The sequence below is a fragment of the Pararhodobacter aggregans genome (assembly GCF_003075525.1).
GTDB lineage: Bacteria > Pseudomonadota > Alphaproteobacteria > Rhodobacterales > Rhodobacteraceae > Pararhodobacter > Pararhodobacter aggregans.
Genome location: NZ_QDDR01000017.1, coordinates 58361 through 84470, shown reverse-complemented (window position 1 = coordinate 84470; position 26110 = coordinate 58361). Strand labels below are relative to the sequence as shown.

28 protein-coding genes and 3 pseudogenes are annotated in these 26110 nt (G+C 63.9%); 10 read left to right on the top strand and 21 right to left on the bottom strand.

Translation table 11 applies throughout. The features are described 5' to 3' along the window. Position 1: 1 nt before the first annotated feature. Positions 2-2293: a heavy metal translocating P-type ATPase gene (locus tag DDE23_RS22935; protein WP_107754780.1), complete on the bottom strand. Its 2292-nt coding sequence runs from the start codon at positions 2291-2293 to the stop codon at positions 2-4. An 83-nt stretch (positions 2294-2376) separates the two neighbouring features. Here DDE23_RS22935 and DDE23_RS22930 point away from each other — a divergent pair, with 83 nt between their 5' ends. Both DDE23_RS22930 and DDE23_RS22925 read left to right on the top strand, forming a co-directional pair. After that, positions 2377-2817, top strand: a complete 441-nt coding sequence (locus DDE23_RS22930) for a MerR family transcriptional regulator (RefSeq protein WP_107754779.1) — start codon at positions 2377-2379, stop codon at positions 2815-2817. Then, on the top strand, positions 2814-3146 hold the full coding sequence (locus DDE23_RS22925; protein ID WP_107754778.1) for a YnfA family protein: 333 nt from the start codon (positions 2814-2816) through the stop codon (positions 3144-3146). The genes DDE23_RS22930 and DDE23_RS22925 overlap by 4 nt, the downstream gene beginning before the upstream one ends. A gap of 272 nt (positions 3147-3418) precedes the next feature. Here the strand turns inward: DDE23_RS22925 and DDE23_RS22920 are convergent, their stop codons facing one another. After that, positions 3419-3823 carry a single-stranded DNA-binding protein gene (locus tag DDE23_RS22920; RefSeq protein WP_107754777.1) on the bottom strand — a complete coding sequence of 135 codons (405 nt, stop codon included), beginning with the start codon at positions 3821-3823 and terminating at the stop codon, positions 3419-3421. Positions 3824-4247: 424 nt separating this feature from the next. Between DDE23_RS22920 and DDE23_RS22915 the strand changes: the two genes are divergently transcribed. Beyond that, positions 4248-4568: an H-NS histone family protein gene (locus DDE23_RS22915; protein ID WP_107754776.1), complete on the top strand. Its 321-nt coding sequence runs from the start codon at positions 4248-4250 to the stop codon at positions 4566-4568. Between the two features lie 35 nt (positions 4569-4603). Here DDE23_RS22915 and DDE23_RS22910 read toward each other — a convergent pair whose 3' ends face one another. From DDE23_RS22910 to DDE23_RS22885, 6 genes are read right to left on the bottom strand one after another with little or no spacing between them, the layout of a single operon-like run. Next, positions 4604-5398 (bottom strand): nucleoside phosphorylase, encoded by a 795-nt coding sequence (locus DDE23_RS22910; protein WP_107754775.1) that lies wholly within the window; start codon positions 5396-5398, stop codon positions 4604-4606. A gap of 56 nt (positions 5399-5454) precedes the next feature. Further along, a complete protein-coding gene (locus tag DDE23_RS22905) occupies positions 5455-5880 on the bottom strand; it encodes a rhodanese-like domain-containing protein (protein WP_107754774.1) in 426 nt (141 codons plus the stop codon). Between the two features lie 33 nt (positions 5881-5913). Further along, positions 5914-6201, bottom strand: coding sequence for a rhodanese-like domain-containing protein (locus DDE23_RS22900; RefSeq protein ID WP_157958108.1), 288 nt, complete (start codon positions 6199-6201; stop codon positions 5914-5916). Between the two features lie 8 nt (positions 6202-6209). Beyond that, positions 6210-6563, bottom strand: coding sequence for a DsrE/DsrF/TusD sulfur relay family protein (locus DDE23_RS22895; RefSeq protein ID WP_107754772.1), 354 nt, complete (start codon positions 6561-6563; stop codon positions 6210-6212). Continuing rightward, positions 6560-7864, bottom strand: a complete 1305-nt coding sequence (locus DDE23_RS22890) for an MFS transporter (protein WP_107754771.1) — start codon at positions 7862-7864, stop codon at positions 6560-6562. Before DDE23_RS22890 ends, DDE23_RS22895 begins: the two co-directional genes overlap by 4 nt. A 1-nt stretch (position 7865) precedes the next feature. Beyond that, the gene (locus DDE23_RS22885) at positions 7866-8714 is read right to left on the bottom strand and encodes a sterol desaturase family protein (RefSeq protein ID WP_107754770.1); all 849 of its coding nucleotides are present in this window, start codon (positions 8712-8714) and stop codon (positions 7866-7868) included. Positions 8715-8802: 88 nt separating this feature from the next. Here DDE23_RS22885 and DDE23_RS22880 point away from each other — a divergent pair, with 88 nt between their 5' ends. Then, complete coding sequence (locus DDE23_RS22880) at positions 8803-9468, top strand: ArsR/SmtB family transcription factor (RefSeq protein WP_107754769.1); 666 nt, start codon at positions 8803-8805, stop codon at positions 9466-9468. A gap of 103 nt (positions 9469-9571) precedes the next feature. On the opposite strand, the gene DDE23_RS25370 is transcribed toward DDE23_RS22880, so the two are convergent. From DDE23_RS25370 to repA, 6 genes are all read right to left on the bottom strand, one after another. After that, positions 9572-9736, bottom strand: a complete 165-nt coding sequence (locus tag DDE23_RS25370) for a hypothetical protein (RefSeq protein ID WP_007803240.1) — start codon at positions 9734-9736, stop codon at positions 9572-9574. 390 nt (positions 9737-10126) lie between these two features. After that, positions 10127-10600 carry a hypothetical protein gene (locus tag DDE23_RS22875; RefSeq protein WP_107754768.1) on the bottom strand — a complete coding sequence of 158 codons (474 nt, stop codon included), beginning with the start codon at positions 10598-10600 and terminating at the stop codon, positions 10127-10129. A 101-nt stretch (positions 10601-10701) separates the two neighbouring features. Then, a complete protein-coding gene (locus DDE23_RS22870) occupies positions 10702-12873 on the bottom strand; it encodes a ParB/RepB/Spo0J family partition protein (protein ID WP_107754767.1) in 2172 nt (723 codons plus the stop codon). A gap of 178 nt (positions 12874-13051) precedes the next feature. After that, positions 13052-14263, bottom strand: coding sequence for a plasmid replication protein RepC (gene repC, locus DDE23_RS22865; RefSeq protein ID WP_107754766.1), 1212 nt, complete (start codon positions 14261-14263; stop codon positions 13052-13054). Positions 14264-14445: 182 nt separating this feature from the next. Next, a complete protein-coding gene (gene repB / locus DDE23_RS22860; RefSeq protein ID WP_107754765.1) occupies positions 14446-15438 on the bottom strand; it encodes a plasmid partitioning protein RepB in 993 nt (330 codons plus the stop codon). Beyond that, entirely contained in the window at positions 15438-16622 is a 1185-nt protein-coding gene (repA, locus tag DDE23_RS22855; RefSeq protein ID WP_107754764.1) for a plasmid partitioning protein RepA, read from the bottom strand. Before repA ends, repB begins: the two co-directional genes overlap by 1 nt. A 215-nt stretch (positions 16623-16837) precedes the next feature. Here repA and DDE23_RS22850 point away from each other — a divergent pair, with 215 nt between their 5' ends. Continuing rightward, complete coding sequence (locus DDE23_RS22850) at positions 16838-17065, top strand: AbrB/MazE/SpoVT family DNA-binding domain-containing protein (RefSeq protein ID WP_018065893.1); 228 nt, start codon at positions 16838-16840, stop codon at positions 17063-17065. Then, positions 17055-17450 (top strand): PIN domain-containing protein, encoded by a 396-nt coding sequence (locus DDE23_RS22845; protein ID WP_107754805.1) that lies wholly within the window; start codon positions 17055-17057, stop codon positions 17448-17450. The genes DDE23_RS22850 and DDE23_RS22845 overlap by 11 nt, the downstream gene beginning before the upstream one ends. Before the next feature lie 78 nt (positions 17451-17528). Here the strand turns inward: DDE23_RS22845 and DDE23_RS22840 are convergent, their stop codons facing one another. After that, positions 17529-18413, bottom strand: coding sequence for a recombinase family protein (locus tag DDE23_RS22840; RefSeq protein ID WP_107754763.1), 885 nt, complete (start codon positions 18411-18413; stop codon positions 17529-17531). A 469-nt stretch (positions 18414-18882) separates the two neighbouring features. Here DDE23_RS22840 and DDE23_RS22830 point away from each other — a divergent pair. From DDE23_RS22830 to DDE23_RS22815, 4 genes and pseudogenes are all read left to right on the top strand, one after another. Beyond that, positions 18883-19146: pseudogene (locus DDE23_RS22830) on the top strand (IS110 family transposase); the annotation flags it as partial. 85 nt (positions 19147-19231) lie between these two features. After that, positions 19232-20260, top strand: coding sequence for an IS110 family RNA-guided transposase (locus DDE23_RS22825; protein ID WP_107754761.1), 1029 nt, complete (start codon positions 19232-19234; stop codon positions 20258-20260). A 273-nt stretch (positions 20261-20533) separates the two neighbouring features. Next, positions 20534-21304, top strand: a pseudogene (locus DDE23_RS22820) (IS110 family RNA-guided transposase); the annotation flags it as partial. 320 nt (positions 21305-21624) lie between these two features. Beyond that, positions 21625-22554, top strand: a pseudogene (locus DDE23_RS22815) (IS5 family transposase); the annotation flags it as partial. 139 nt (positions 22555-22693) lie between these two features. Here DDE23_RS22815 and DDE23_RS22810 read toward each other — a convergent pair. From DDE23_RS22810 to DDE23_RS22785, 6 genes are read right to left on the bottom strand one after another with little or no spacing between them, the layout of a single operon-like run. Further along, positions 22694-23389 carry a 5-formyltetrahydrofolate cyclo-ligase gene (locus DDE23_RS22810; protein WP_107754759.1) on the bottom strand — a complete coding sequence of 232 codons (696 nt, stop codon included), beginning with the start codon at positions 23387-23389 and terminating at the stop codon, positions 22694-22696. Continuing rightward, the gene (locus DDE23_RS22805; protein WP_107754758.1) at positions 23386-24426 is read right to left on the bottom strand and encodes an NAD(P)H-dependent flavin oxidoreductase; all 1041 of its coding nucleotides are present in this window, start codon (positions 24424-24426) and stop codon (positions 23386-23388) included. The genes DDE23_RS22810 and DDE23_RS22805 overlap by 4 nt, the downstream gene beginning before the upstream one ends. Then, positions 24407-24829 carry a DUF488 domain-containing protein gene (locus DDE23_RS22800; RefSeq protein ID WP_107754757.1) on the bottom strand — a complete coding sequence of 141 codons (423 nt, stop codon included), beginning with the start codon at positions 24827-24829 and terminating at the stop codon, positions 24407-24409. Before DDE23_RS22800 ends, DDE23_RS22805 begins: the two co-directional genes overlap by 20 nt. Continuing rightward, the gene (locus DDE23_RS22795) at positions 24829-25173 is read right to left on the bottom strand and encodes a carboxymuconolactone decarboxylase family protein (RefSeq protein ID WP_107754756.1); all 345 of its coding nucleotides are present in this window, start codon (positions 25171-25173) and stop codon (positions 24829-24831) included. The genes DDE23_RS22800 and DDE23_RS22795 overlap by 1 nt, the downstream gene beginning before the upstream one ends. Beyond that, the gene (locus DDE23_RS22790; protein ID WP_107754755.1) at positions 25166-25651 is read right to left on the bottom strand and encodes a hemerythrin domain-containing protein; all 486 of its coding nucleotides are present in this window, start codon (positions 25649-25651) and stop codon (positions 25166-25168) included. Before DDE23_RS22790 ends, DDE23_RS22795 begins: the two co-directional genes overlap by 8 nt. A 15-nt stretch (positions 25652-25666) precedes the next feature. Then, entirely contained in the window at positions 25667-26110 is a 444-nt protein-coding gene (locus DDE23_RS22785; RefSeq protein WP_107754754.1) for a group III truncated hemoglobin, read from the bottom strand.

The following is a 26110-nucleotide window of genomic DNA, read 5'->3' as shown; positions in this document are numbered from 1 at the left end:
CTTACGCCTCCCGTTCCGGATTGAACCGCAGCAGGCGCAGGGCGTTCAGCGTCACCAGCACAGTCGCGCCGGTATCGGCCAGAATTGCGATCCAGAGGCCGGTCAAGCCGAAGACCGAGGTCACCAGGAAAACCGCCTTCAGCCCCAAAGCGATAGTGACGTTCTGGCGGATATTGGCCATCGCAGCGCGCGACAGGCGGATCGTGGCCGGAATGTCCGTCACCCGGTCGCGCAGGATCGCCGCATCGGCGGTTTCCAGCGCCACGTCGGTGCCCGATCCCATCGCCACGCCGACACTCGCCTGTTTCAGCGCGGGGGCGTCGTTGATACCGTCGCCGATCATCATTACGCCGCCTTGGGTGCCGATCTCGCGGATGTAGGCAAGCTTGTCCTCGGGCATCATGTCGGCTTCGAACTTCAGCCCGAGGCTTCCGGCGATGGCGGCGGCCGTGCGCGGGTTGTCCCCGGTCAGGATCACCGAAGTCACCCCCATCGCCGTCAACTGGCGCACCGCGTCCTTGGCATCCGCGCGCGGCTCGTCCCGCATGGCGATCAGGCCAAGCGGGGTCTTTTCGCGGAACACGGCGACGGCGGTCTTGCCGTCCTCCTCAAAAATCGTGGCCTGCCGAAGACCGAAGCCATCGAGCCCGCCATGCTCCATCGCATAACGGGGCGAGGACACATAGGCCGCAGCGCCGCCCACGGTTGCAACAACGCCCTTGCCCATCAGCGCCTTGGCGTCTTGCGAGAGCAGCGCGGAAACGCCCGCATCCTTGGCCTTGTTCAGGATCGCAATCGCCAGCGGGTGGCTCGACCCTGTTTCTACGCCCGCAGCAACGGCAAGAAGCTCGGCCTCGGTCGTTGACCCGAACGGCACCACATCCGTCACCTGCGGGCGGCCATGCGTCAGCGTTCCGGTCTTGTCGAAGGTCACGACATCGACCTTCGCTGCGGCTTCGATCACCGCACCACCCTTCATCAAGAGCCCGCGCCGCGCGCCGGTGGACATGGCAGAGGCGATGGAGGCGGGGACTGAGATGACCAGCGCGCAGGGGCACCCGATCAAGAGAAGCGCAAGCCCCCGGTAAATCCACGTGTCCCAAGGCTGACCAAATGCCAGCGGCGGCACCACGATCACCAGCGCGGCAACCGCGACGATGGCGGGCATATACCAGCGGCTGAAGCGGTCGATGAAGCGTTCGGTCGGCGCGCGGGCCTCTTCGGCCTCTTCGACCAGCCGGATGATGCGCGCGATGGTGTTGTCTTCCGCGCCTTTGGTGACCTTCACCCGCAGCGCCGCCTCAGTGTTGATTGCGCCTGCAAAGACCGCATCCCCCGGCCCGCGCGTTTTGGGGACGCTTTCGCCGGTGACCGGGCTTTCGTCCACGCCCGAGGTGCCATCCACGATCTCGCCATCGGCCGGAATCCGGTCGCCGGGGCGAACAAGCACGGTCTGGCCGATGGTCAGGCTTGCGGCCGGCACCTCGCGCGTGATGTCGCCGGTGACCAGTTGCGCGGTCTTCGGGACAAGGTTCGCCAAGGCCCTGATGCCGTCGCGCGCCTTGCCTGCGGCCACGCCTTCCAAAACCTCGCCCACGGCGAACAGGAAGACGACCAACGCCGCCTCTTCGGCTGCGTCGATAAACAAGGCCCCGACGGCTGCAATCGTCATCAGGCTTTCGATGGTGAAGGGCTGACCCATCCGCAACGCTGCAAAGGCGCGTTGCGCTACTGGGGCTACCCCGATCAGACAAGCAGCGACGAAGGCCCATTTGCCGATCTCGGGTGCAAGATACTCGATAACCCAGGCGGCACCGAGCAACAACGCGGTGAAGATGACCAGCTTGCCCTTGGCCGTCTGATACCAGCGCTTGCCCCGGTCAGCGGGGTCATCATGGACATGGCCGGGGCTGCCGTGGCCACTGTCATCGCGCTTTGCGCTGGTGACCTTGGGGCCGTGGTCGTGCCCGGCGTGATCGTGGCCCTCATGTGTCGCATGGTCATCGTCATGCCCATCGTGGGCATCAGGCAGCACAAAATCCTTCTTCGCACCGGCAGCGCGCGGCGCAATCTGGTAGCCAAGTGCCCGGACGGTCTTTTCGATCTTGTCCCGCCCGGTCTGCGCCTCATCCAGCGTCAGCCGCAGGCGTTCCGTCATGATCCCGACCTCGACGCCGCTCACCCCCGGCAGGCGAGCCACCGCATCCTTGATTTTGGTCGCGCAGGATCCGCAGTCCATGCCCGTCACAGTCCAGTCGCAGGACGTTTCGCGTGCAGCTTCCGACATCGTCATTCCTCCTGCCGCAGTGCGGGCAGTTGCTTTCATCGAATCAGGAACCTAATGTCTCTAGCAACTATAGCTTCAAGGGGAATCTGATGCTGACCATCGGAAAACTGGGCGAGGCCGCGGGGGTGAAGGTTCCGACGATCCGCTACTACGAGCAGATCGGCCTCTTGCCCGAGGCGGAACGCAGCGCGGGCAACCAGCGGCTCTACGGCCGCAAGGCGCAGGAACGGCTGGCATTCATCCGCCACGCCCGCGATCTGGGTTTCACGCTGGAGGCGATCCGCGACCTGCTCAGCCTGTCCGACAGACCTGACCAATCCTGCGCCGCCGCCGATGCCATCGCCAAGGCGCAACTGGCCGAGGTCGAAAGCCGGCTCGCGCGCCTGACCGCCCTCAAGACCGAACTGGAACGCATGGTCGTGCAATGTGCGGGCGGGAGCATTGCCGATTGCCGGGTGATCGAGGTTTTGAGCGACCATTCCCTTTGCGCAACTGATCACCGCCATCCGGAAAGCGAGGTGCAGTCATGACAGCGCCGGGCACACTCGCCATCTACATCGGTGCCGCTTTGGCCGAGATTGCGGGCTGCTTTGCCGTCTGGGCCTGGATGCGGCAAGGGGCGAGCCCGCTTTGGCTGGTCCCGGGCCTCCTCAGCCTCGCCGTTTTCGCTTGGCTCCTGACCCTGGCCCCCTCCGATTTCGCAGGGCGCGCTTATGCGGCCTACGGTGGCGTGTACATTGCCGCGTCGTTCGTCTGGCTTTGGGCAGTGGAGAAGCAACGCCCGGACACTTGGGACATGACCGGCGTCGCAATCTGCCTCGCCGGTGCCGCCGTCATCCTGTTCGCGCCGAGGGCGTAGGGGGTTCCGTTGTCCAGACTGGCCAAGGGTCGAACGTCACCCCTCCTCGGACCGACTTGTCCTGCGACAATCCGAGGCTCCGGATGGAGAAGCGGAGGCGAGGCTCTCAGCCAGAGGCTCCCATCACACAGTGAGCCGCGGCATACTGCGGCATGAACGAATGCCCGGTCTCGGGCGCGCGAGACCGAGCATGATGATGGTCGGCTTATAGCCGAGATCGCCCGAACCCGGCGGGTTTCCCCGCCGGGCCCGAGGGGGAGACCCCGTTCTCTTCAGAACGGGATCTCGTCGTCGCGGTCGACCAGCTCGGGGTTTTCGTTCTCGGCCGACTTCTGGCGGCTCAGGAAGTCGACCTTCTCGGCGATGATCTCGCAGCCGTAGCGGTCGTTGCCCATGCTGTCGATCCACTTGGTGTAGTGGATGCGGCCGTGGACGAGGACCTTCATGCCCTTTTCGCAATGCTCCGCGACCGTCTTGCCGAGACCGTTGAAGCAGGTGATGCGGTGCCATTCGGTGTCCATGACCCGGTAGCCGTTCTCGTCGCGCAGGACGCGACCTTCCGAGAGGCGGGGGCGAGAGGTGGCGAGGCTGAAGTTGGTGATCTTGGTGCCGCCCTGGGTGGTGCGGACTTCGGGGGTCTGACCGATGTTGCCGGCGAGGATGACGATGTTCTGCATGTTAAGCTCCTGTGTTTCCTGTCTTCGGGACCGTCCCTTCGACAAGACCCGGAAAAAGCCCGTCGGGTGACGCGTGCACGGTGGACGGAACGGACGCCGGAAACCCCCAGAGGACCGGGGTGGAGCGGGCAGCCCCGAAGGGGCAACACGGCCCGGACCGACGCGGGGTTGCACGCAGGCAAACGAACGGGATTAGGGGATTGTCAGTCGAAGGGATGGCCCAGAAGAAAGAGATGCGCGGGGAGCCCATGCCTGAACCCGTCACCTTGCCCATCGGAACAGCCTGACCCCCAGTCCAGCCCCTTACTGGCGACGAAACGGCGATCAACAGCCTCCGCCAACCCTGCCCCAGCCTTCCGGGAGTTGCGGCGCCCTGCCGCGACGGGCTATCGATACCGGATCATTCAGGACACGGACCGCACCAATGGCTGATTACGATCTCGAGGCACTGTCGCTCAGCGAGCTGAAGAAAATGCAGAAGGACGTCGCCAAGGCGATTTCCACATTCGAGGATCGGCAGAAGGCGGAAGCCCGCGCCAAGGTGGAAGCTTTCGCCCGAGACCTCGGCTACTCCCTGGCCGAACTTGTCGGAACCGAGGCGAAGTCCTCCCGTGCACCGGCCGCGGCGAAATACCGGCACCCTGAGAACCCGGCGCTCACCTGGTCCGGCCGGGGACGCAAACCGCAGTGGTTCGTTGAGGCGTTGGCGGGCGGAAAAACTGCAGCTGATTTGGCTATTGGTTGAGCATTGCGAGATGATGCAAGATCAAGGCGACGTCATCATCCGCAGCGCTTGGCGATGTGCGAAAGTACGATGAAGGCGTCAGACGTACCGTTCGCTTTGCCTTTCTCAAAATCACCTTCGATCGTGCCCATCTGGTTTGTGACATGTGCCAGGCAGATGACTGCCCGCCCTCGCGCTTGGGCAAAGGCGTAGAGCGCTGCCGCCTCCATCTCGACCGCGAGAATTCCACGATCGCGCGCTGCGGCGATTGCAACTTCGGTCTCACGAAACGGCGCATCAGTGGTCCAAGTCGCACCGGTCAGCACACGCGGGCCTTCGGTGAACGCGCCCGTCAGCTGCGAGAGCAAGTGCGAGGGCGCCTCACTCCAGTCAGACGGAGGAATGTAATGATAGCTCGTGCCCTCGTCGCGCAGCGCCCGCTCGATCACAATGAAGTACGGCGGCGGGCCTTGTGGCGTGATCTGCCCCGATGAGGTGACACTGATCAGAAGTTCGCAACCTGACGCGAACATCTCCTCGGCGACCAGTACAGCGAATGACGCGCCGACGGCACAACCAACCACACCGATGTCATGGCCATCCAGGTCGAACACCCACATCTCGGTGTGGTAGCAGACCCACCCCTCATTCCGCCGCGCGCGGCCTTCGATACGGAGCTGGCGGACAATATCGCCGTCAGGGTCAAGCAGGCAAATCCTTGGCACCGTGACGGCCGCCGCCCCTTTCTGGCGGCGTGCCTCGCGCAGCAGGCTTTCGGGCGTGAAGGCCGACGGGGCATCATGATGCTTGTCCGACAGGATCGGCGGGAGCGGCTTTTTGGCGTCGGACATGGTGTTTCCTGCGAGGCGGGCCCAGCGGGCCATCACCCGACCGAGGGGTTAACGGATCAGGGTCTGTAGGCCGCGTCCTGCTGCCAGCCTGTGAAGCCGGTCTGCATGACGACCACGTTCGACCTGCCCGCAACACGCAGCGCGAAGGCCGCCTGCGCCGACAGGCTGCCGGTGTTGCAGAACAGGATGGTCATCCGATCCTCGGGGATCTCGTCGATGCGGTCCAGCACTTCGCGCCACTCGATGTTGACTGCGCCGGGGATCGTGCCTGCCTCGAACTGGCCAGCGTCCCGGGTGTCGACGAAAAGCGCGGTCTCGAAGACGGTCTGGTCGAGTTGCTGGGGCAGGATGATGCCGGCCTCGTATTCCGAGAACATCATGTATTCCTGCATGGCGTCGATAGCCGCGTCCTGCGCAAAGGCGGGCAATGTGTGCATCCCGAGCGCGACGGTTGTCGCCAAAAGTAGGTGCTTCAGGGTCATCCGGGGGTCTCCTCCGTTTCGGTTTCTTGGTGTTCAGGTGTTCTGCGCAAGCCAGCCGATCGTGCCGCCTTCGAGCCATAGGGCGTCCGGGTGGCCGAGCCTGTTCAGGACATCCGCGCCCTCTGCCGACCGACCGCCGCCCTTGCCGCAGATGGTCACGGGTGTTCTGCCAGCAGGAAGTTCTCCCGCCCGGTCTTCGAGTTCGGCCAGCGGGATATGGACGGCGCCCGTCAAATGGGCGGCGACGAAGTCTTCCGCGTCGCGGACGTCGATCAGGTGGAAGCGATCCGGGTCGGCCGCGAGGGCGGCGAGCGTAAGCATCCCGGCCATCAGAACACCAGGACCTTGTCGGCGGCCAGCGTCGCTTGGGCGAGTTCGTCCATTGTGGAGCGGCTCGTCCCCTCCATCATGTCGCCCTCTGCAAGGCCGCGCGCGTCCAGGCAGGTGCCGCACATCAGGACGCGCCCCTTGGCGGACAGGACCCGGCGGAGCATGCGCTCGAGATTGTAGTAGCCATCGGGCGTCTTCTGCCCCGCCTTGGCGCAGAGCACCGCGTCGGCCATCAGGAAGACGGTGATATCCGCCTCGGGATCGTTCTTCGCCAGTGCGTAGGCCATGCGCAGGCCGTTGAAGCTGCGCTCGGTTCCGTAGGGTGGGTCGTTCAGCAGGATCAGGTGTTTCATGCAGGGGCCTCTTGGGTGGCGGGGTTGAGACGCGGGTGCGTCTCCTCGCCGAGCCAGAAGAGCAGGCCGCCGGAGACGAACATGGAGATCGCGACGAACCAGAAGGCCGCTTCCGCAGCGCCGGTCAGGCTGGCCGCTAGCCCGAGGCCGAGCGCGCCGATGGCGTAGCCGAGGTCGCGCCAGAAGCGGTAGATGCCGATGGCCGAGCCGCGCCAGGCCGGCGGGGTGATGTCCGCAACCGCCGCCGAGAGGTTCGGATAGAGAAGCGCCATGCCGAAGCCCGCCACCCCGGCCGAGACCGACCACCAGAGCGCGCCCGTGCCCATGACCACCATCGCCACGCCCGCGCCGCAGATCCACATGCCGAGCACGTTGGGCCAGAAGCGGCCCACATGGTCCGACAGCCGCCCGGTGAAGAGCTGCGAGCCGCCCCAGACGAAACCATAGGTGCCGACGATCCAGCCGACCTCGGTCAGGGTCGCGCCTTGGGTCACAAGGAAGACCGGGAACAGCGCCCAGACCAGCGCATCGACGAACTTCTCGACCAGCCCCGCCTGGGAGATCGCGAAGAGCCGCCGGTCGCGCCAGCTCATCAGCGCGAAGACCTCGCGCGTCGTCGGGTGTTCGGAGCTGCCCTGCGGATAACGCGGCAGGGATTTCGGGGGTGCTGCCTTGTGCGCGGCCGTCTCGGCCTTGGCCCAAGGCAGCGTGTCCTTCACCCAGACCACGGTCAGGATCAGCGCCAGCAGGACCACGGCCATGCCAAAGACCAGCAGGCCCGTCCGCGCGCCCAGCCCTTCCGCGGCATATGCGGTGAGGATGCCTGCGATTGCCACGCCGACATAGCCGGAGAACTCGTTGAGCCCCATGGTGAGGCCGCGTTCCTCGGCGCGCGTGATGTCGAGTTTCGCGGTCTGCGTCATCGACCAGCAGAGGCCCTGGTTGACGCCCAGCAGCACGGTCGCCGCGACGATCCAGTTCCAGTCGGGCGCGTACCAGATCATCACCGGGATCGGCAGCGCCATGACCCAACCGAAGGCCAGCACCCGCTTGCGACCGATCCGCTCGGACCAGCGCCCGGCGACGAAGTTCATCACCGCCTTGACCGCACCGAAGGCCACGACGAAGGACGCCAGCAGCAGGAACGAGCCGCGCTCGAGCCCGAACTCGCTCTCGGCCAGCGCCGGGACCACCGTGCGAGTCATGCCGATGGCGAAACCCACCAGCATCACCTGGATCAGCTGATGCGCGACCTGGACCCTATTCTCGCGGATGCCGCGCGTGAATTCACTTGCGGTCATTCTACGGGCTCCTTGTCGTGTTCCGGGGATCGAGCGCATGGCCCGATGCCGGTCCGCGCAGCGGCTGGACCAGCATCCGGTCGAGCCAGAGATCGCGGCGTGTCCGGAACTGCTCGATGCCGATCTCCATCCCCTCGTGTCCCTTGGCGGGCTGGGCGATGTAGGTGCCGAGGAGCCTGTCCCACCACGGCAGGTTGAAGCCGTAGTTCGAGTTGGTCTCGCGCGGGTCGGTGGAATGGTGGACGCGGTGCATGTCCGGCGTCACGACGATGAGGCGCAGCACGCGGTCCACCGGGCGCGGCAGGTCGATGTTGGCGTGGTTGAAAAGCGCGGTGGCGTTCAGGATCACCTCGAACAGTAGCACCGCGACGGCGGGGGGGCCGAGCGCCGCGACCACCGCCAGCTTGATCCCCATGGAAATGAGGATCTCCACGGGATGGAAACGCAGTCCCGTGGTCGCGTCGAAATCGAGATCGGCGTGGTGCATCCGGTGCAGCCGCCAGAGCCCGGGCACGGCGTGGAACATCACGTGCTGAAGGTAGATCGCCAGATCGAGCAGCAGCATCGAGACGATGATTGCGACCCAAACTGGCACATCGAGATTGTTGAACAGGCCCCAGCCACGATCCTCGGCCATGACGGCCAGACCGACCGCGAGGATCGGAAAACTCAGCCGCAGGATGACCGTATCCACCACCACCAGAGCAAGGTTGTTCGTCCAACGGATGACGCGCGGGATTTCTCGCCTGCGCCGCGGGGCCGCCACTTCCCACAGCGCCATGCCCGCCAGAACACCCAGAAAGATGGCAAGACGGATGGTCGCCTCGGTGGCAAGGATGGTCTCGGACATGGATCGCTGGCCTTGGGGCTTGTGGGGCGCGATGGAATCGCTATTATTCAAGTTATCGCTTGAATGATCTAGCGTCAGGAGACAGGCCTTGTCAATCAGCCCGAAGTTGGCCCTGCTGGAGGAATATGCCCTCGTCGCACGCGCCTTATCAGCACCGGCGCGTCTGATGCTGCTGGAACAACTCGCGCAAGGCGAACGCGGGGTGGAGGCACTTGCGGACAAGACAGGCCTCACGATCGCCAACTGCTCGCAGCATCTGCAACAGCTGCGCCGCGCCGCTCTCGTCACCAGCCGCCGCGACGGCAAGGCAGTGATCTATCGGCTGACCGATGCCAAGACACTCGCGCTGATGGATCTGCTGCGCATCGTGGCAGAACGGAACCTCGCGCAAGTCGAGCGTATCCTGCGAGGGCTTTCAGGCGGCAAGGACGCCCCCGAAGCCGTCAGCCGCGCGGACCTCGCCGCACGGCTCGCGGAAGGCTCCGTCACCGTGCTCGACGTGAGGCCGGCCGACGAATACGCCGCGGGCCACATTCCGGGTGCGCTCAACATGGCGCTGACGGAGATCGAGCGGATCGTCCCGACGCTCGATCCGGCCACCGAAATCGTGGCCTATTGCAGGGGCCCCTATTGCATCTATGCCCACCAGGCTGTCGCCGCACTTCGCAAACACGGCCTCAATGCGCGCCGCCTTGACGGCGGTTTGCCGGAATGGCGCGAGGATGGCCTGCCATTGATGGCAGGCGCGCAATAGTTCGATGACCGTCCATTTGATCGGCGCAAGGCCACTCGGTCGGCGATAGGCCCGGAGGCGCACCAGCGCCGTGCCCGGGCCCTTGGGAAGTGAGGCCGAAGCCTCACCCGAAGGGATCGTATTCCGAGACGATCACGACCTCGTCGCCGTCGATTTCATCGGCGGGGACGGCGCCGAAGGTTCCATCCCCTGCCTGGAAGACGACGATCGAGACCATCAGCGTGGCGGCGAGGGAGGCGGCGAAAGCGTGAGCATCTTTACGGGACATCTGTTTGGCTCCTGTCTTGGAGGCGGGGGACCATCCCCCGCGCGACAGGACCCCGCAGGCCCGAAGACTGGCTGACATCACCGGGTGCGTTCGGCTTGCCCGAATCCACCCGGCGGCACGGGCTCGCCCGTAGTCCGACCCCTCGCGGGTTGATCTCGAAGACAGGGTTCGGGGCAAGGAAGGGAATGGCGAGCGGGGGAGGTGCCCTGACGACTGGAGCCAATTGTCCCGCTGATGTTGCTAACGCCGCCAACCTCCCGGGCAGACTCTTGGTTGAAAACCTCCGAATTGGGGGATGGATAACTCTGCGCCCCGCGGCATCGCGGGACGAGGTTCATGTGGTCGGTGAGGGGCCCGCACATGGGTGGGCCCCTCACGCCTTGTCAGGGCTCAGGCGGCCAGGTCCGCGCCCCCTGACCTATCGCCGTCCTCGGCACCGACGATCTCGAGCCGCGCGTTTCGGTAGCCCTCCCGCGCGATCCAGAGCTCGGCCGCGGTGATCGACTCCGCAAGATGCAGCAGCTCGGTGTTGCCTCCGAAGTCCAGGAGTACGCGGACCTGCCCGGGCTTCGGCTCCTCGTCGACCTCGAATACCAGCCGGCTGTCCGCCGAGTGGCTGCGCATGATGGTGACGAGGATGACCCCGTCCGAGGAGAAATTCCCCTCATGCAGCGTGAAGGAGGCCGGAGCGGTCCAGGTCAGATAGACCCGGGGCGGCTCTTTCTTCACGAGTCGACCGACGCCGTTCGAACGCTCCCAGGCCGCGAGCTTCTTCGTGAACCGTGCCGGCGGCTTGGGACTGCCGTCGGTGTAGCGAATGAGCGCCCCGAGAGGGGCTGTGTCGATGATGGTTGTTGCAGACATGATTCCTCATCCCGAATGCGAATATTCGCATTCATCGTATTGATATTGCTGTATTTTGTGAGATAGGGGGCGGGCACCCCCGCCCCCCCGGATGGCTCAGATCACTCTGCCGCCATCATCGACGCATTGCCGTCGGGCAAATCAGCCGTCAGGAAAGCCGGGAGATCGACATCCTCGGGTTCTGCCGCATCCTCCCCCTGCCCTTCTGCGATCGCCTCGCCGTCGCGCGCTGCGAGATCGACCCGGCGCAGGACCTCGGGCAACCAGCCGCTGCCCTTGAGAAGCCGCTCGGCCTCGGTCGCCATTTCGCCCTTCTTCAGGTGATCGAGAAGTTGCGCGGTCCCCTCCCCCTTCGCCTCGCGCACGGCCTCGAGGATCCGAGCCTTGGGCACGCGGTTGAGGTAGCCATCGACCGTCGGCTCCCAACCAGCCTCGACCATGTCGAGATCGACTGCGCGGGCCACCAGATCGGCATGGGCCATGCGGCGCGTCAGACCGTTGGCGGAGATGCCCGCACCATAGGGGTTCACCTTCTCATGGAGCGCGTTGATCCCAAAGCTGAGGCAATGCGCCAGCAGAGCCAGACGGCTGCCCTGGTCGAGGACCGTCAGATAGTCCCAGAGCGCGGCATCGTCACCAAGAGGCAGATCGGCCTCCCAAGCGGCGTGCCGCTCATCGACCAGCTTCGCCACGATGCTGTCCTTCAGATCGGGCGCCTGCGCCGACATGTAGACGTGACGCACCGAGGCCTCGAGACAACTGTCCGAGGCAGAGGAGGTGCGGAAGGTATCCGTCACCAGCTTCAGGAGCAGGAGCGTCAGCGCGACGTCCGGCGAACGTCCGATGGCCTCACGCAACGCCAAGGTCCGGTGGGCGGTCAATTCTATGACCAGCCGTTCGGGCAACGGCTTCATCGCGCCGTCATCGTCCTCCTCGGTCGGATCGGCACCGATCGGCTGACCACCCGAGGTGATGACCGTGCCCCCGGCGGAGGTCGCCGACGGTTTCCAACTGGAAACACCGACATCACCCCCCTGCCCCATGACATCCGCACCATCGGCATCCTGAACCGCGGTCTCCTCGCGCGGCTCGTCCTCGGGCCGGACATAGCCGCGATACACCGCGAGACTGCCGTCCCGATCAAGCGTGACGAAGACGCCCGCGCGCCCGACCTCGGCCGGATCGTAGATCAGCGGCCGCTGCACGAGCGCTTCCATCGCCATCTCGAGCTGACCGAGCCGGGCATCGATCTCCTCGGGATATTCGTCCTGGCCGGAGTACTCCTCCTCCAGCGCACGATACTTGGCGAGGAGCGTCGCATGGGCCGCGCGTTCCTCGTCGGTCATCGGGGCGGGATCACCGGCCAGACGCCGCAGACCGTGGCTGTAGCCATAGGGCAGGTCGGTCGCGACCTCGATCCACTTCCAGCCCTCGGCGGCCAGAGCCTCGGCTTCAGCTTGGAGCTTCTCGGCGACCAAGCGGTCGAGCAGGGCAGGGTCCTCCAGCCAGCCACCGTCGTCGCCCTGGAAGAGATCACGGAGGACAACACCGCCCGCCGCCTCATAGGCATCGACACCAACGAAGACCGCGCGACGATCCGAAGCCCGAACCGAGGCCTCGGTCAGCATGCGCCGGATGGCATAGGGCTCCTTGTTCCAGGAGTTCTTCACCGCTTCCCAGACCTGCACCTGACGCGCATGATCCGGGTTCACCGTGAAGGCCATCAGCTGCTCGAGCGTCATGGCATCCTCGGCATAGACTTCCAAAAGGGCAGGGGCCACGGACGCGAGTTTCAGGCGCTGCTTCACGATCTGGGGCGTGACGAAGAAGGCCGCCGCGATCGCTTCGTCGCCCTGACCCTTCTCGCGCAAAGCCACGAAGGCGCGGAATTGATCCAGCGGGTGCAGGGCGACGCGCTGCATGTTCTCCGCCAGCGAGTCGTCCTCGGGCAGGATATCCGACGCGGCATCCCGAACGATGCAGGGGATCGGCGCGGTCTTGGCCAGCCGCTTCTGCTTCACCAGCAGCGACAGCGCCTGGAAGCGGCGGCCACCGGCCGGGATCTCGAACATGCCGGTCTCGACCCCATCGGCATCGAGCATGGGCCGGACGTTCAATCCCTGCAAGAGCCCGCGTCGCGCGATGTCCTCGGCCAGTTCCTCGACTGAGACGCCAGCCTTGATGCGCCGTACGTTGGACTGGCTCAGGACGAGCTTGTCGAAGGGGATGTCCCGCGAGGGGGACAGCGTGATTTTCTGGGCTGCTTTCGCCATCAGATCTTCTCCACGACGGGCGCCGGAAGCCACTCTCCCGATCTCACTTCCCGTCACCCCTCAAACCCCCAACCTTTCCCTCTGTCTGCTGGTTGCTCATCAGACGGCGCAGAGAGTTCACAGCTGTGAACTTCGTCGATTGGGGCGTCGACGGGGAGAATGTTCACAGCTGTGAACATCACGCCGCGTTTCGCCGGGACATCAGCGCCATGACCATCGGCCCGCAAGAGAACTCGCCCGCCGCCGCCTTCGAAGTCAGCGCACGGAGGTATCCGCCGGGCGATCGGATGTCGGTAAAGCGTTCCAGCATGGCGACAACAACGATCGATGCCTGCTCGGGCCCCATGAACCGTTGCGCTTCTTCCCAAGCGGACACACTGATCCCCATGGCCGGCCGTACATGGCAAGCCGCGTCGAAAAGCTGATGCCAGTGGCGGATGTCGCCCTGGTAAAAGGTTTTGAGCGACGGGCAGCCCGCGATTACCAGATGGAGCGGGATCTTCGGTACGCGTCTTGCGTCGGCTTCTTCCACGTCAGCACCAGGCGCATCCGTTTCAACATCTGGCGCGCCGGCCGCCGCCCCGCCTTTTTCTAAGGCAGGTTCAAGATCTATAGATTCTTCATTTGAATTATGATGGTGACGCTCAAAACTGGCATCATTGGTGTTCATTTCTTCTGTTTCAGGGCCATCAATGACGTTGCGTGCATGATCGAGAAGAGCTTCGAGATCTGCCCGATACGCCAAGAGCTCATCGAGCGTCAGCTTGCGGCGCAGGGCGCGCGCTGTCAGGACAGCCTTGTCACGCAGCTGATCCCAGAGGCCAAGGCCCGGCTGGATCTCCTCTCCAAATTCCGCCAGGGCGGCGAGATCGCGCCGCATGAGGCTCACAACCTCCCGCAGTCGCCGCACTCGGTCTTCGCCCTCGCGCACGGCCTCTGCGGCTCGAGCCACCTCTTCGGAGCGGCAGTAGAGCGGCGAGAGATCGAAGCCGAAGGCCACGCGCTCTTCGCCATGCTTGCGGACATACCTCTTGCCGTTGGGACTATCGCGGCGCATGAGCAAGCCAGCATCCACCAAGCGGGCAATGTGCCTGCGCATCGTGGAGCAGGGCATGCCGTTCAGCCGCTCGCAGATTGCCTTGTTCGACGGGAAGACGACCATCTCGGTATTCCCGCCAAGCGCGTCATCCGGAAAGAAGCTGAGAAGCCCCTGCAGAACGGTCAGATCGCGTTCGGAAACCCCAAAGGCCGCCTGCGCCTTGGACAGCTCGCGAAGGAGCTCCCACTTGTTGACGGGCTTGCCCGGAACAGACGCCTCAGGCCGCTCGACCACGCGCAGATGGGCATGCGAGATCGGCCGCATAAACGGCGAAATCGGTGTGTACTCCATGATGTCATTCACGAAGGCATAGAAAAGCTGGTCCGCGAATCACATATGACTTGCGGTTTGCGCGCCGGCCCACTACCTTGAAAGTGCTAAGATCAAAGTTGGGGTCTCGTGGAGCGCAAGCTTTGCGGGACCTTTTCTTTAGCCTGTACCGTGCCTCCTTTTTGTTGCTGCTCTGCCTCTCTTCATGTCTCGCCTTTCCAGCGATCGTGAAGCTCTTCGAGGACGTCCTGCGCGCGGGCATCAAGCCACTCCGCAAAGGCATCATCCACATCCGTCAGGTCCAGGCGAAGCGCCCGGCCAGATCTCTTGATAGCGCCCACGGGGGTGCCATCGATCACAAGGGCAGTGGTCTTCGATCTCGGCTTCTTGCCGAGCGTCGAGCTCACACTCTTTTTTACGTGCCGCGCAACGGCCTCAAAAGCCGCCACCGAAGGATCAACCTGCGGATCCTCATCCGCCTCTTCGTTCGCGGCCGCCTTGGCGCGAACATCAAGAGCAACTCGGGAGAGATCGTCGTTCTCGATCCGGCTGTCGGCAAGCTCCTTGGCCAAAGCTTCCCATCTGGGACGGCCGACGCCGTGCGCCGGTCCGATTGCATGGGCCAGTGCAGTTCCGATCGCCTTGGCAACCGAGATCGACATCGATACCGCCGAACGGGTCACGTTGAGCACTTCGGCAATCTGTGCCTGCGAGCCAAAGCCACTATCGAGCAGTTCCTGAGCGAAGAGGGCGCGCTCGATGTAACTCAGGTCACGTCTACCAGTATTCTCTGAAACTTGAGCGCGCAGTGCCGCCGTATCGTCCAGGTTAGCGATGAGGGCGCGAACCTTGCTCACTTTGTCGGAGGCACGAATGGCCTCAAGACGGCGGCGTCCATAGACGAGGAGATACCGATTGGGCTCGGTCGCATGGCGCCGAACAAGGATGGGCACAGTCTGCCCGTTTTGTTCAATCGACGCGCGAAGATCGTGCACATCCTTTGGGTCGAGGCGATCCGAGTATCGCTCGTCTTGGATCTCAGCCGGATCGAGCTCCCAAACATGGTGAGCATCGACAGCATCACGCGCCGACCGCAGGGCCCGATTGCTAGACATCATGCTACCGGGAGCAGGGGGCGTCCCCGCCGCTGCAAGACTATCCAGCATGGACATGCGCTTCTTCTTGCTGTCGGTCATCAGCGCCCCCAAGTCTTCTGAATGAGCTGGGCAATCTCGTCGTTGACCGCATTCAGGCTTTCAATGGCCCGGTCATAGGTCGTCCGGGTGAACGCGCTGCGTTCGACCTCGTAAAGGGTCTGCTTGGTCAAACCGGCATCCGAGATGGCCGTCGACTTGAGCATCGGCGCGTTCAAAACCTTGTCGCCGTACATCGTCCGCAAGAAGGCGACGATACGGTTCTGCGGTGCGTCTGTCGGCTCATACCGGGTCAAGAGATACCGCATCCAGTCATGCGACATGTCAGCCCCACTGTCGGCAATGACGTCCATCAGGTCGGCCGTCATTCTGAGGAACTGGCTCATCGACATCACGTCGAGCATCTCGGGATGGATCGTCACGAGAACGCCTGTCGCGGCCGACAGCGCGGACATGGTCAAGAACCCCAACTGCGGAGGACAGTCGATGACGACGACGTCATACCGCTCATCGACCTGCGCCAGCGCCTCCTTCACACGGAAGAAGAACAAACCCGCGTTGCCGCGAGACAGCGCCCGTGGCGTCTCGTGCTCGAACTCCATCAGTTCGAGATTCCCAGGAATCAGGTCGAGATTCGGAATGTATGTCTTGCGGATCACCGCGGCGATCGGAACCGGGTCTTCATAACGGATCGCATCGTAGAGCGTGCCGCCGTCCAGCAAGTCAAACTCAGGCTGAACCCCATGCAACGCCGTAAGCGAAGCCTGCGGATCGAGGTCGATTGCCAGGACACGGTAACCCTTGAGGGCCAACCGTTGGGCGAGATGCGCCGAGGAGGTCGTCTTTCCGGACCCACCCTTGAAGTTCATCACGCCGATGATCTGCAGGTGGTCACCGGCGCGACGACCGGGCAGGTAATCTCCGGGCTTTCGAGCCGTTTTCTCCAACAAAATTCGTAAGTTATGGATATCGTCAGCTGAGTAGTGCCGCCGGTTCCCCGATGAAACTTCTGGCGACGGTCCCTTGCCATCAAGGTGAAGCTTTCGGAGGTATGAGTCGTTGACACCCAGCAGAGCAGCAGCTTCCCCAGAGGTGAATTTGCGCATAGACTTGGATGCGTCGGGCGGGAACAGGCTCTCACGCTGCGAATGCAGTTGCGCCGCCAGCACCTCGGAATGCTGACGGATCACAGCGTTCAGGTCTTCCTGTGTATCGGCTCTGCTCATCTGCCCTCGCGCGCCCGTGGCGTGTTCACGGAATTTGGCGTTTAGTCGCCCTTTTCCGTGACTATTGCCGGAGGACTCAGATTCGTGCAAGCTCTTTCTAAATCTGGTGTCAGCCACTGCGTGACGCACAAGAGTAGCCTGGGCTCGTGGACAGGGTTGCCCATGCAACCAGCATGATATACATTCTTGATCGTATATCCACTCAGGAGGTCACGATGCAGGTCGCGAAATGGGGCAACTCGCTTGCCGTCCGTTTGCCCGCTGAGCTTGTCCGCGAACTTGGCCTCAAGGAAGGCGATCAGATCGACCTGGTCAAGGACGACGGCCAGGTCAGAGTCCGTCGTCTGGCGCGCGCGGATGAGGTGCTGACGGGTCTGCGCCGCTTCCGGGGCAAGCTGCCCGCTGCGGAACGCCTGAGCCGCGATGACGCGCATGAGCGCTGAGTTCGCGGACACGAATGTCGTTCTTTACCTGCTCGACACCGGCTCGAAGGCCGATCGCGCCGAGGTCATCCTGGGGCAGGGGCCCCGGATCAGCGTTCAGGTCCTGAACGAGACGCTGGTGAACTGTCGCCGCAAGGCTGGCCTGAGGTGGGAGGAAGCAGGGACGTTTCTTGAGGGCATTCGCGCCTTGTGCCCCGTCGAAGACCTGACCCTTCAGACCCACGACGTCGGCCGCGCCTTGGCGGAACGCTACGGCTTCTCGATCTACGACGCCATGATCGTGGCCAGCGCTTTGGTTGCGGGCTGCACCACGCTGTGGAGCGAGGACATGCAAGATGGCCTGCTGGTCGAAGGCCAGCTTCGCATCGTCAACCCCTTTACATGACCGGACAGCTACTGAGCGTGGTCCTGACCACAGCCTTGTAATCCTTCCATGTCGTGGAGGATTTGCAAGGTAGCGCGACTACTCAAGCAGCCCCAGTCTCTCAGCCCTCTCCAGCAGCATCTTCACGGATGACGGCTGCCAGCTTGTCCGCCCGCGGGGCGTGCGCTCGCGCATCGCTTCCAGTCTGGTGCAGATCGCCTGAAGCGTGATCTCGGGGTCCGCGCCCTTGATGGCGGCGACAATGGCGGGCAGGCGGTCGTCGATTTCGCGGCGGCCGGCGCGGTCCAGTACCGTGGGCGGTAGGAAGCCGTCCCGGACATAGGCGTTGACCGCGCGCAGGAGTCGGCTTTGCGTCCAATGCCGCTCGCGGGGCAGGGGGCCGTTGACGATGCGCACCACATCTTCCCAAGCCAAGTCGGGCCGCAGGCGGCGGACATGGGGCACCCAGTCCTGCGCCGTCTCGTTCAGGCGTTCCATATAGCCGTCCTGCCGGGCCAGCCGCACCTTGCGCAGCGCCGCCGGATCCCGGACGCGCAGGCCCGGATTGCCGCCAACCCGGCCTTTGGTTCGTGCGCTGGCCAGGCCGGCCTTGGTGCGTTCGCGGATCAGGGCGCGCTCAAACTCAGCTGCGGCGCCGAGGACCTGGAGGGTGAACTTACCCTGCGGGGAGGATGTGTCGATCGGATCGGTGAGCGATCGGAAGAAGGCGTTCTTGGCCTCCAGCCGTTCGATCACCTCGAGGAGGTGGGAGAGCGACCGCGCCAGACGGTCGATGCGCACCACCACCAGCGTGTCGCCCTTGCCGATCCGCTCCAGCACCCGGGCCAGCACGGGCCGCGCGCGGTTTCCGCCCGAGGCCTGCTCCTCGTGGATCTCGACGCAGCCTGCGGATTTCAGGGCCTGCGACTGGGGCAGGGGGGTCTGATCCTCGGTTGAGACGCGCGCATAGCCGATCAGGGGCATCAAAACAGGCCGTTTGCAGTTTCACATACCACTAATAAACGACCGTTTGTAAACGGATGCAAGGGTGCACTCTGTGGCCCTGCTCAACAGAAAGTCCTTGGTTTCTGTGCGGTCAGCGCGATCAGAGTGCCCTCGCCGACCATCGCCTGTGCGTGCAATATAAGGTGCGTGAATGCACCCCGACAAAAACCTTGGGTAAAGTGCAATACTTAGATATTTTGCACATATGAGGCCTCAAGCGACTGTCTTGCATGATGATTATGATGCCCTCATCCTCGACGGTGAGGAGGTTGAACAGGCGTCTGAAGACGATCTTTGGTTCCTGCCCGGTCCGATGGAAGAGGAGCCGGATTATTTGCCGCCCGGGCCACGGGCCGAACCGTGTGAAGGGGCTCTGATGGTGTGACCGCCCCCCGACGGCAACTGTGTGGCAAGGTGGGCCTGCAACGATCCACAAAGGAGAGCGGTCATGTCGGAGATCATCACGGTCGGGCTCGACCTGGCGAAGAATGTGTTTCAGGCGCACGGTGCTGATGCCTCGGGGCGGGCAGTTCTGCGCAAGAAGTTGAGGCGGGATCAGGTGCTGGCCTTCTTTAGCCGGATGCAGCCCTGTGTTGTCGCGATGGAAGCCTGCGGCGGCGCCCACTTCTGGGGCCGCGAGATCGGCAAGCTGGGCCACGAGGTGCGGTTGATCCCGCCGGCCTATGTGAAGCCCTTCGTCAAGCGGCAGAAGATGGGATGGTTGCCGCCCTCCCCCGACGGCATCGCGATGTGCCAAGATCGTGGTGTTCAACGCCACGAAAAGGAGAGGACGGCAAATGAAAGATACAATGATCGGCGTGGACCTGGCAAAGAGCGTTTTCCAGCTTCACGGGGCCGACATGGCCGGGCACTTGAAGTTCCGCAAGAAGATGACGCGAGTCCAGTTCCGGGATTTTCTGGCAAAGCACGAACCCGCCGTTGTGGTGATGGAGGCCTGCGGCAGCGCGAGCTATTGGGCGCGGGAAGTGGCCAAGCTTGGCCATGAGGTCCGGCTGATCGCGCCGCAATATGTCCGGCCCTTCGTGAAACGGCAGAAAAACGATGCTGCTGACGCCGAGGCGATCGTCGTAGCGGCACAGCGCCCCGAGATGCGCTTCGTCGAGCCGAAGTCGGAAGACCAGCAAGCTTGCGCGGTGCTTTTCCGGGCGCGTGAACGACTTCTCCATCAGCGCACCGAACTCGTGAATGCCCTGCGTTCAGTGCTCTACGAATATGGCCATGTGTTTCCGAGAGGTCTCGCCCATCTCAAGCGGATCGAAGCAGTCCTTGCAGAGCCTGCCAGCGACTTGCCTGCGCTGGTGCGGGAGGAGTGCCAGGATCTGCTTGAGCAGATAGCCGAGCAGACAACCCGGATCGAAGCCAAGACGGCAAAGGCCCGGAATCTTGCTCGGACAAATGATACGGCGCGGCGGCTGCAAACGATGCCCGGCGTGGGGCCGCAGACGGCGTTGGCCATCAACAGCTTTGCTCCGCCCATGGAGAGTTTCAAGCGCGGCCGAGATTTTGCGGCCTGGCTCGGCCTTGTGCCACGCCAATACACCTCCGGCGGGAAGGAACGCCTGGGGCGCATCTCGAAAGCCGGCCAGACCGACATCAGATATCTGCTGATCATCGGCGCCATGTCGCGCCTGACAGTGCTGGCCCGGAAGTCGATCCAAGAGGGCTCATGGCTGGCACGTATGCTGCACCGCAAGCCCCTCATGCTGGTCGCCATCGCATTGGCCAACAAGATGGCACGGACTATCTGGGCGATGATGACAAGGAAGGAGGATTATCGAGATCCGGCGTCGGCAGTTCCCGCATGAGGGCCGCAAGCCCCGTGCGCGCTGAGCGCCGGTAAAGGAGGTGTGAGAAGTCGATGACCTGAATGGGCACAATGATCGAAAAGATCTGGGTTGGGAAAACCAGACATCGTTCTCGAGCGGCAGAGCTCTTGCAGAAGATATGGACCCGATCCGCAGATCGCCATCCCGGCCAGCGGCTTCTCGAACGGCCGCACTCAAAAGGCCTGAGAGAAGAACGCATTCGATCACCTGCCCCGACCGGCCAAAAGCAACTTGCACCAAGGGCGGCAACCAGAGAAGAATGATGCGGCCGACGCTGAAGCGATCTGCGAAGCGGCCACGCGTCCGACGATGCGCTTCGTGCCGGTGAAGAGCGAAGAGACCCAAGGGGCCGCGATGGTCTTCCGCATCCGCGAGTTGCTGATCCGCCAGCGGACGCAGGCGATCAATGCGCTCCGGGGTCATCTGGGCGAGTTCGGCCAGATCGTGCCACAGGGGGCGGCGAACGCCGCGCGTTTGATCGCAATTGTCGAGGACCCGGACAGCGGACTGCCCGCCGATGCCATTGCAACGTTGAAGGTGCTGGTCGGAGCCCTCACCCATCTGGAGACGGAGATTCACAAGCTCGATGCCGAGATCGCGCGGCGCGCCAAGGAGAACGAGGTCGCCCGCCGACTGATGACCGTGCCGGGGATCGGGCCGTTGATCGCCACGGCCATCGCGGTCCTCGCGCCGCCACCCGAGACGTTCCGGAAGGCGCGCGACTTTGCGGCGTGGCTCGGCTTGACGCCCCGCCAGCATTCCACCGGGGGCAAGCAGCGCCTCGGGGCCACGACGAAGATGGGCGAGCGCTCCCTGAGGCGGCTGCTGATCATCGGCGCCAACAGCGTCATCATCAAGCGGCACGTCCATGCCGCGGCCCGGCCGGGCACCTGGCTGGGCGGGATGCTGACGCGCAAGCCGCCGATGCTTGTGCGGGTGGCGCTGGCGAACAAGATGGCTCGGATCGTCTGGGCCCTGATGGCCCGGGGTGGCGTCTACAAGTCTCCGGCCTCGGCGGCATAAGCCGACCAGCGGTCGCGAGGACGTCGGAGCGGAAGAGGGCAAGGAGCAGTTTGGCGCAACAGTCGTGAGACGGGATCGGGAGAACCAGTGTGCAACAGAGTGCCACCGAGCACGCGGCTTTGATCTGGGCCCGATCTTCGAACACCATGCGGGCCCGCGGCAAGACGACGGCCGCATCAGAGGCCGGATACATGTCAGCACCCGGTGACGCGTCTAAAGAAGCTCTGAAGATTCCTCTTGCGCAAGGGGCGGTTATACATGTTGCACAAAGAAGGTCTGGGATTCACATCGTGAATCCAATGTAGTAGCGGGCTGGCACGAGCAGACCGCCGAAGCCGACCTACAAGACCACCAACTGGTACGCGTATAACCAGGCGCTGAGGCAGCGCGGCTCGCTGACCGTCTGGTTCGATCCCTCCATGCAGTGGGACGCGGTGCCGTCCGGGCGGCGCGGCCGCCAGCAGACGTACAGCGACGCGGCGATCCAGGCCTGCCTCACCCTCAAGGTCCTGCTCGGCCTTCCACTCCGGCAAACTACTGGTTTCGTGGCGAGCCTACTGGAGCTTTCCGGGCTGGGGTGGTCCGTTCCGGACTTCAGTACGCTTTCACGCCGCCAGAAGACATTGGACGTGACCATTCCGTTTCGCGGTTCGAAAGGTGCTTTGCACCTGCTCATCGACAGCACCGGCATCAAGGTGGAAGGCGAAGGCGAGTGGCACACGCGCAAGCATGGCGGCTCGAAGCGCCGGGTCTGGCGCAAGATCCACCTCGGGATCGACGAGCAAACATTGGAGATCCGGGCTGTCGAGGTCACCTCCAGCAATGTCGGCGACGCGCCGATGCTGCCGGAGCTGCTCGCCCAGATCCCGGCGGACGAGGAGATCGCCACCGTCACGGCCGATGGCGCCTACGACACGCGCGCCTGCCATGACGCCATCGTGGCCCGCGGCGCGGCGGCGGTCATTCCGCCCCGCCGCAACGGGAGGCCATGGAAGCCGGACACGGCCGGAGCTCGCGCGAGAAACGAGGTCCTGCGGGCATCGAAGCACCTGGGCCGGGCGCTCTGGCGGAACTGGAGCGGGTACCATCGCCGCAGCAGGGTGGAAACGAAAATGAACTGCGTGAAGCTGCTCGGGCAGCGGCTGACGGCCCGCGACTTCGACCGCCAGGTGGCCGAGGTCCAGATCCGGGTGGCGGTCCTGAACCGCTTCACTGCCCTCGGCATCCCGACGACGGTGGCCATAGGATAAGTGTTTCCGGGGAAAGGGGAATTGCGGTCATCAGTTGATTTGCGCAACAGCGCCCGCTATAGGGAGAATGTCAAAGGGGTACGGAAGATGTGTGCGTCAGCAAGGCAAATGCACATTTATTAATCCATCTATTTGATCCTCAACCGCTGTGCAATCCAGTCTCGGTCAGGATGAGATCGAGAGGGATATCGTGGGGTTGCGGGTAAATGGTTTTGAGCTGTGCCGACTGGAAACCGATGCCGATGACAAAAGGTTTCGGGGCCAGCGCCGCTAGCGTCCGGTCGAAATACCCCCCGCCATAGCCGAGGCGATAGCCATCCGCCGTCCAGCCGACGAGGGGAGCAAGCGCGATGTCGGGTGTTACGACGTGTGCGTCCGGGGGCGGGACGGGAATATTCCAGTCGCCGCGCACCATCCGGGTTTCAGGCGTCCAGCGGCGGAAGATGAGCGGGGCCGCCCTTGTTTCGACCAGGGGCAGGGCGACGGTCACGCCGGCCTGGTGCAGTTCGGCCATCAGCGGGCGCAGGTCGGGCTCGCCCTTGATCGGCCAGTAGGCGGAAAAGACATTGCCCTGCGCCCCGCCGAAGTGGTCTTGCAACACCTGTCGCAGATGCCCGGCCAGCGCCGCGCCGATCTCCTTGCGCTCGGCGACCGACAGTGCCAGGCGCGCGTCGCGCAGGCGGGTGCGTTCGGCCTTGCGCCAGCGGGCCACGTCGCGGGCTTGTTCGGGATCGACCGCCAGCGGATCGAAATACTCCGGCGCAACCTCTGCGGCATAGCAGGGCGGTGAGGAAAAGCCGCTTTGGCAGCGGAAGCTCTTGAAGTCGTCGCTCATGACATCGCCGTGAAACCGTTACGCACCGGGCCCTTCAGGATATGCCGGGCCTGCGCGACCATGGCGTTCAGACGTGCGGCCGCAGGGACGATATCGGCAATATTTCCCGCGCCCTGACCGGCATAGAGCGCCATCGCTTCCAGATCACCGGTTGTGGTGCGCAAGGGTGAATCCGTGCTGAAGCGCAGGCGGGGCTGATCGTCGTCATGGGCGATGGTCTCGCGCGGCAGGCTGTCCGGGTCGTGACCCAGGTAATTGCCCTTGAGACCCTCCGTCACGCTGTTGCCGATCACCCGCACCGCAGCGCCCTTGGGCCAGTTCAGAACGAACACATCGGTCAGCATCGTATCCTCGCCCGTGGCCTCGACGATGCGAGACTTGTGATAGGAATGCGCAAAGGATTCTTCGGTCGCCAGAAAGGCGGTGCCGCATTGCACGCCGCTGGCCCCGATCGCCAATGCGGCGGCAAGCCCTTCGCCCGTCGCGATCCCGCCCGAGACCACGACCGGCAGGTCAGTCCCGGCCAGTATCCGGTCCGCCAGCCCGAAGGCGGGACTTCGTCCGTGCACATGGCCGCCCGCCTCGATCCCCTGTGCGATGATCACATCCGCCCCGGCCGCTTCGGCCATCCGCGCGGCGGCCTCCGTTCCGACCTGATGCAATACGAGACATCCTGCGTCTTTCACCCGCGCCACCACATCCGGCATCACATCCCAGAAAAAGCAGAAGGCCGTCACGCCAAGATCGAGGCAACAGGCGATCTGCGCCTCAAGCAACTGCGGGTCGGTCGCCGCCGGGATCAGATTGACGGCAAAGGGCCGGTCCGTTGCCGCCTGCATCGCGGTGACCTCCCGTGTGATCAGGTCGATGGGTTCGCGCACCATGCCCAACATCCCGTAGCCGCCCGCATTGGCCACCGCCGCCGCCAGTTCCCATCGGGACACGCCGCCCATGCCCGCCAGCAGGATGGGCACCTCGCATCCGAGCAGATCGCAAAGCGGCGTTCGCAGAGCCTCGTCATTGGGCCGGTCCATCATTTTTCCTCTCCCTTTCCAACCATTGGCGCAGGCAGTCCCGCAGCACGATGGCATTGTTGTGTTCTTCGTCCTTCGAGGCATAGAGCAGCGTGACGATATCGCCCTGCGCGTATCCGGCAAGCTCGCACACCAAATCTTCGCGCGTGGCGAGTTCCGCCCGGTAGCGCGTGACGAAGTCCTGCCACTGATCGGGATTGGCATGAAACCAGTGTCGCAACGTATCGCTCGGCGCGATGTCCTTGCACCAGTCGAACAGTCGGGCGCGGTCCTTCGCCACGCCGCGTGACCAAAGACGATCGACCAGAAACCGCTTGCCATCCGACACCCGCGCTGCGCGATAGATCCGCTTGACGCGGATACGCTCGCCGAGGGTGTCGGGGATGGGGGGCCTTGCCGGGGGCATCAGCTGTCCGGTTGGCCCGTGTCGCCGATCATCTCCACCGCCTTCAGCGCATGTGCCCAGGCCGCCCCGGCGCGCATTTCGGATGCAACCCAGATGGCTTCCATGATCTGTTCGCCCGAGGCCCCCTCACGCTTGGCCGCCTTGACATGGCCTTCGATGCACCACGGGCATTGGGTCACATGCGCCACGGCCACAGCGATGAGCTGCTTGGTGCGTGTATCGAGCGCCCCTTCGGCGAACACCGCTTTCGAGAACGCGCGGAATGCGTCTTCGGCATCGGGTGCCAGGGCATGACGCCGGTCGACAAGGTCCCTGGTGGGTTTTGGGAGGTGTAGCTCAGACATGGCCTGTCTCCTGCGTTTCGAATTGCGGAAACAGCACGTCGTTCTCCAGCCGGATATGCTCTTCGAGGTCGTCAAGGAATTCACCGACCCCGGTATAAAGCCGCGTCCAGCTTCGGCAGGCGCCATCCGGCAATGTCAGGTTGTTGGTCACCTGAAGGATTTGGCCGACTTCGGCTTCGTGGTCGTCATGATCCGCGCGCATCGCCGCAATCGGCGCATCCAGCCCCGCCGCCGCATTGCGAATGGCGGGGAACAGGATCAGTTCCTCTTTCTTCATGTGAACTTCAAGGTCACCGATCATCCGGTGCAGCAGGTCGGCCAATCCCGCGGGAACATCCGTTTGCCCGGCATGGACCGCTTCGACCTTTTCCGACAAGGTCGCCAGTTCAGGAAGCTGGGCACGGTGTTTCGCGTGATACTCGGTTCCGATGAAACTGGTCAGGTCGCTCGGGTCTTGCGGGGGCAGTGGTTTTGTCATGTTCGTATCCTCGGGTCAGAGCAGTGATGGAATTGTCCGGGGCTTCGCATCCTCGACCGCCATATGCAGCGAGCGCGCGATCCGCTCGGCGCGTTCGATGACATGCGCCGCGCCTTCGGGTGGGCAGGTTTCGGTCGCGGTTTCGCGGAACAGCGTCAGCCAGCGGTCGAAATGATCCCAGTCCACGGGCAGGCCGATATGGGCCGGCACCGGGGCCCCGTGATACCGGCCCGTCATCAACGCGACCGAAGACCAGAAGGCCACCATGCGCTCCAAGTGCGGGCCCCAATCCGAAATCCGCTCCGCGAAGATCGGACCAAGCGCCGGGTCCGCGCGCACCTTGCCATAGAAGCAATGCACCAGCTCGGTCAGCTTTTCTTCGTCCAGCCCGGTCCGCGCCATGATCTCGGCGGTCGTTTGCGGGCGGGCGGAATTGATCTGTGAGACGGCAGTCGACAT

What these genes read in the sequence shown, in the direction of transcription:
- DDE23_RS22935 (WP_107754780.1), bottom strand. Translation starts at nt 2,293, where the DNA reads ATGACGATGTCGGAAGCTGCACGCGAAACGTCCTGCGACTGGACTGTG.
- DDE23_RS22930 (WP_107754779.1), top strand. Translation starts at nt 2,377, where the DNA reads ATGCTGACCATCGGAAAACTGGGCGAGGCCGCGGGGGTGAAGGTTCCG.
- DDE23_RS22925 (WP_107754778.1), top strand. Translation starts at nt 2,814, where the DNA reads ATGACAGCGCCGGGCACACTCGCCATCTACATCGGTGCCGCTTTGGCC.
- DDE23_RS22920 (WP_107754777.1), bottom strand. Translation starts at nt 3,823, where the DNA reads ATGCAGAACATCGTCATCCTCGCCGGCAACATCGGTCAGACCCCCGAA.
- DDE23_RS22915 (WP_107754776.1), top strand. Translation starts at nt 4,248, where the DNA reads ATGGCTGATTACGATCTCGAGGCACTGTCGCTCAGCGAGCTGAAGAAA.
- DDE23_RS22910 (WP_107754775.1), bottom strand. Translation starts at nt 5,398, where the DNA reads ATGTCCGACGCCAAAAAGCCGCTCCCGCCGATCCTGTCGGACAAGCAT.
- DDE23_RS22905 (WP_107754774.1), bottom strand. Translation starts at nt 5,880, where the DNA reads ATGACCCTGAAGCACCTACTTTTGGCGACAACCGTCGCGCTCGGGATG.
- DDE23_RS22900 (WP_157958108.1), bottom strand. Translation starts at nt 6,201, where the DNA reads ATGCTTACGCTCGCCGCCCTCGCGGCCGACCCGGATCGCTTCCACCTG.
- DDE23_RS22895 (WP_107754772.1), bottom strand. Translation starts at nt 6,563, where the DNA reads ATGAAACACCTGATCCTGCTGAACGACCCACCCTACGGAACCGAGCGC.
- DDE23_RS22890 (WP_107754771.1), bottom strand. Translation starts at nt 7,864, where the DNA reads ATGACCGCAAGTGAATTCACGCGCGGCATCCGCGAGAATAGGGTCCAG.
- DDE23_RS22885 (WP_107754770.1), bottom strand. Translation starts at nt 8,714, where the DNA reads ATGTCCGAGACCATCCTTGCCACCGAGGCGACCATCCGTCTTGCCATC.
- DDE23_RS25370 (WP_007803240.1), bottom strand. Translation starts at nt 9,736, where the DNA reads ATGTCCCGTAAAGATGCTCACGCTTTCGCCGCCTCCCTCGCCGCCACG.
- DDE23_RS22875 (WP_107754768.1), bottom strand. Translation starts at nt 10,600, where the DNA reads ATGTCTGCAACAACCATCATCGACACAGCCCCTCTCGGGGCGCTCATT.
- DDE23_RS22870 (WP_107754767.1), bottom strand. Translation starts at nt 12,873, where the DNA reads ATGGCGAAAGCAGCCCAGAAAATCACGCTGTCCCCCTCGCGGGACATC.
- repC (WP_107754766.1), bottom strand. Translation starts at nt 14,263, where the DNA reads ATGGAGTACACACCGATTTCGCCGTTTATGCGGCCGATCTCGCATGCC.
- repB (WP_107754765.1), bottom strand. Translation starts at nt 15,438, where the DNA reads ATGACCGACAGCAAGAAGAAGCGCATGTCCATGCTGGATAGTCTTGCA.
- repA (WP_107754764.1), bottom strand. Translation starts at nt 16,622, where the DNA reads ATGAGCAGAGCCGATACACAGGAAGACCTGAACGCTGTGATCCGTCAG.
- DDE23_RS22850 (WP_018065893.1), top strand. Translation starts at nt 16,838, where the DNA reads ATGCAGGTCGCGAAATGGGGCAACTCGCTTGCCGTCCGTTTGCCCGCT.
- DDE23_RS22845 (WP_107754805.1), top strand. Translation starts at nt 17,055, where the DNA reads ATGAGCGCTGAGTTCGCGGACACGAATGTCGTTCTTTACCTGCTCGAC.
- DDE23_RS22840 (WP_107754763.1), bottom strand. Translation starts at nt 18,413, where the DNA reads ATGCCCCTGATCGGCTATGCGCGCGTCTCAACCGAGGATCAGACCCCC.
- DDE23_RS22825 (WP_107754761.1), top strand. Translation starts at nt 19,232, where the DNA reads ATGAAAGATACAATGATCGGCGTGGACCTGGCAAAGAGCGTTTTCCAG.
- DDE23_RS22810 (WP_107754759.1), bottom strand. Translation starts at nt 23,389, where the DNA reads ATGAGCGACGACTTCAAGAGCTTCCGCTGCCAAAGCGGCTTTTCCTCA.
- DDE23_RS22805 (WP_107754758.1), bottom strand. Translation starts at nt 24,426, where the DNA reads ATGATGGACCGGCCCAATGACGAGGCTCTGCGAACGCCGCTTTGCGAT.
- DDE23_RS22800 (WP_107754757.1), bottom strand. Translation starts at nt 24,829, where the DNA reads ATGCCCCCGGCAAGGCCCCCCATCCCCGACACCCTCGGCGAGCGTATC.
- DDE23_RS22795 (WP_107754756.1), bottom strand. Translation starts at nt 25,173, where the DNA reads ATGTCTGAGCTACACCTCCCAAAACCCACCAGGGACCTTGTCGACCGG.
- DDE23_RS22790 (WP_107754755.1), bottom strand. Translation starts at nt 25,651, where the DNA reads ATGACAAAACCACTGCCCCCGCAAGACCCGAGCGACCTGACCAGTTTC.
- DDE23_RS22785 (WP_107754754.1), bottom strand. Translation starts at nt 26,110, where the DNA reads ATGTCGACTGCCGTCTCACAGATCAATTCCGCCCGCCCGCAAACGACC.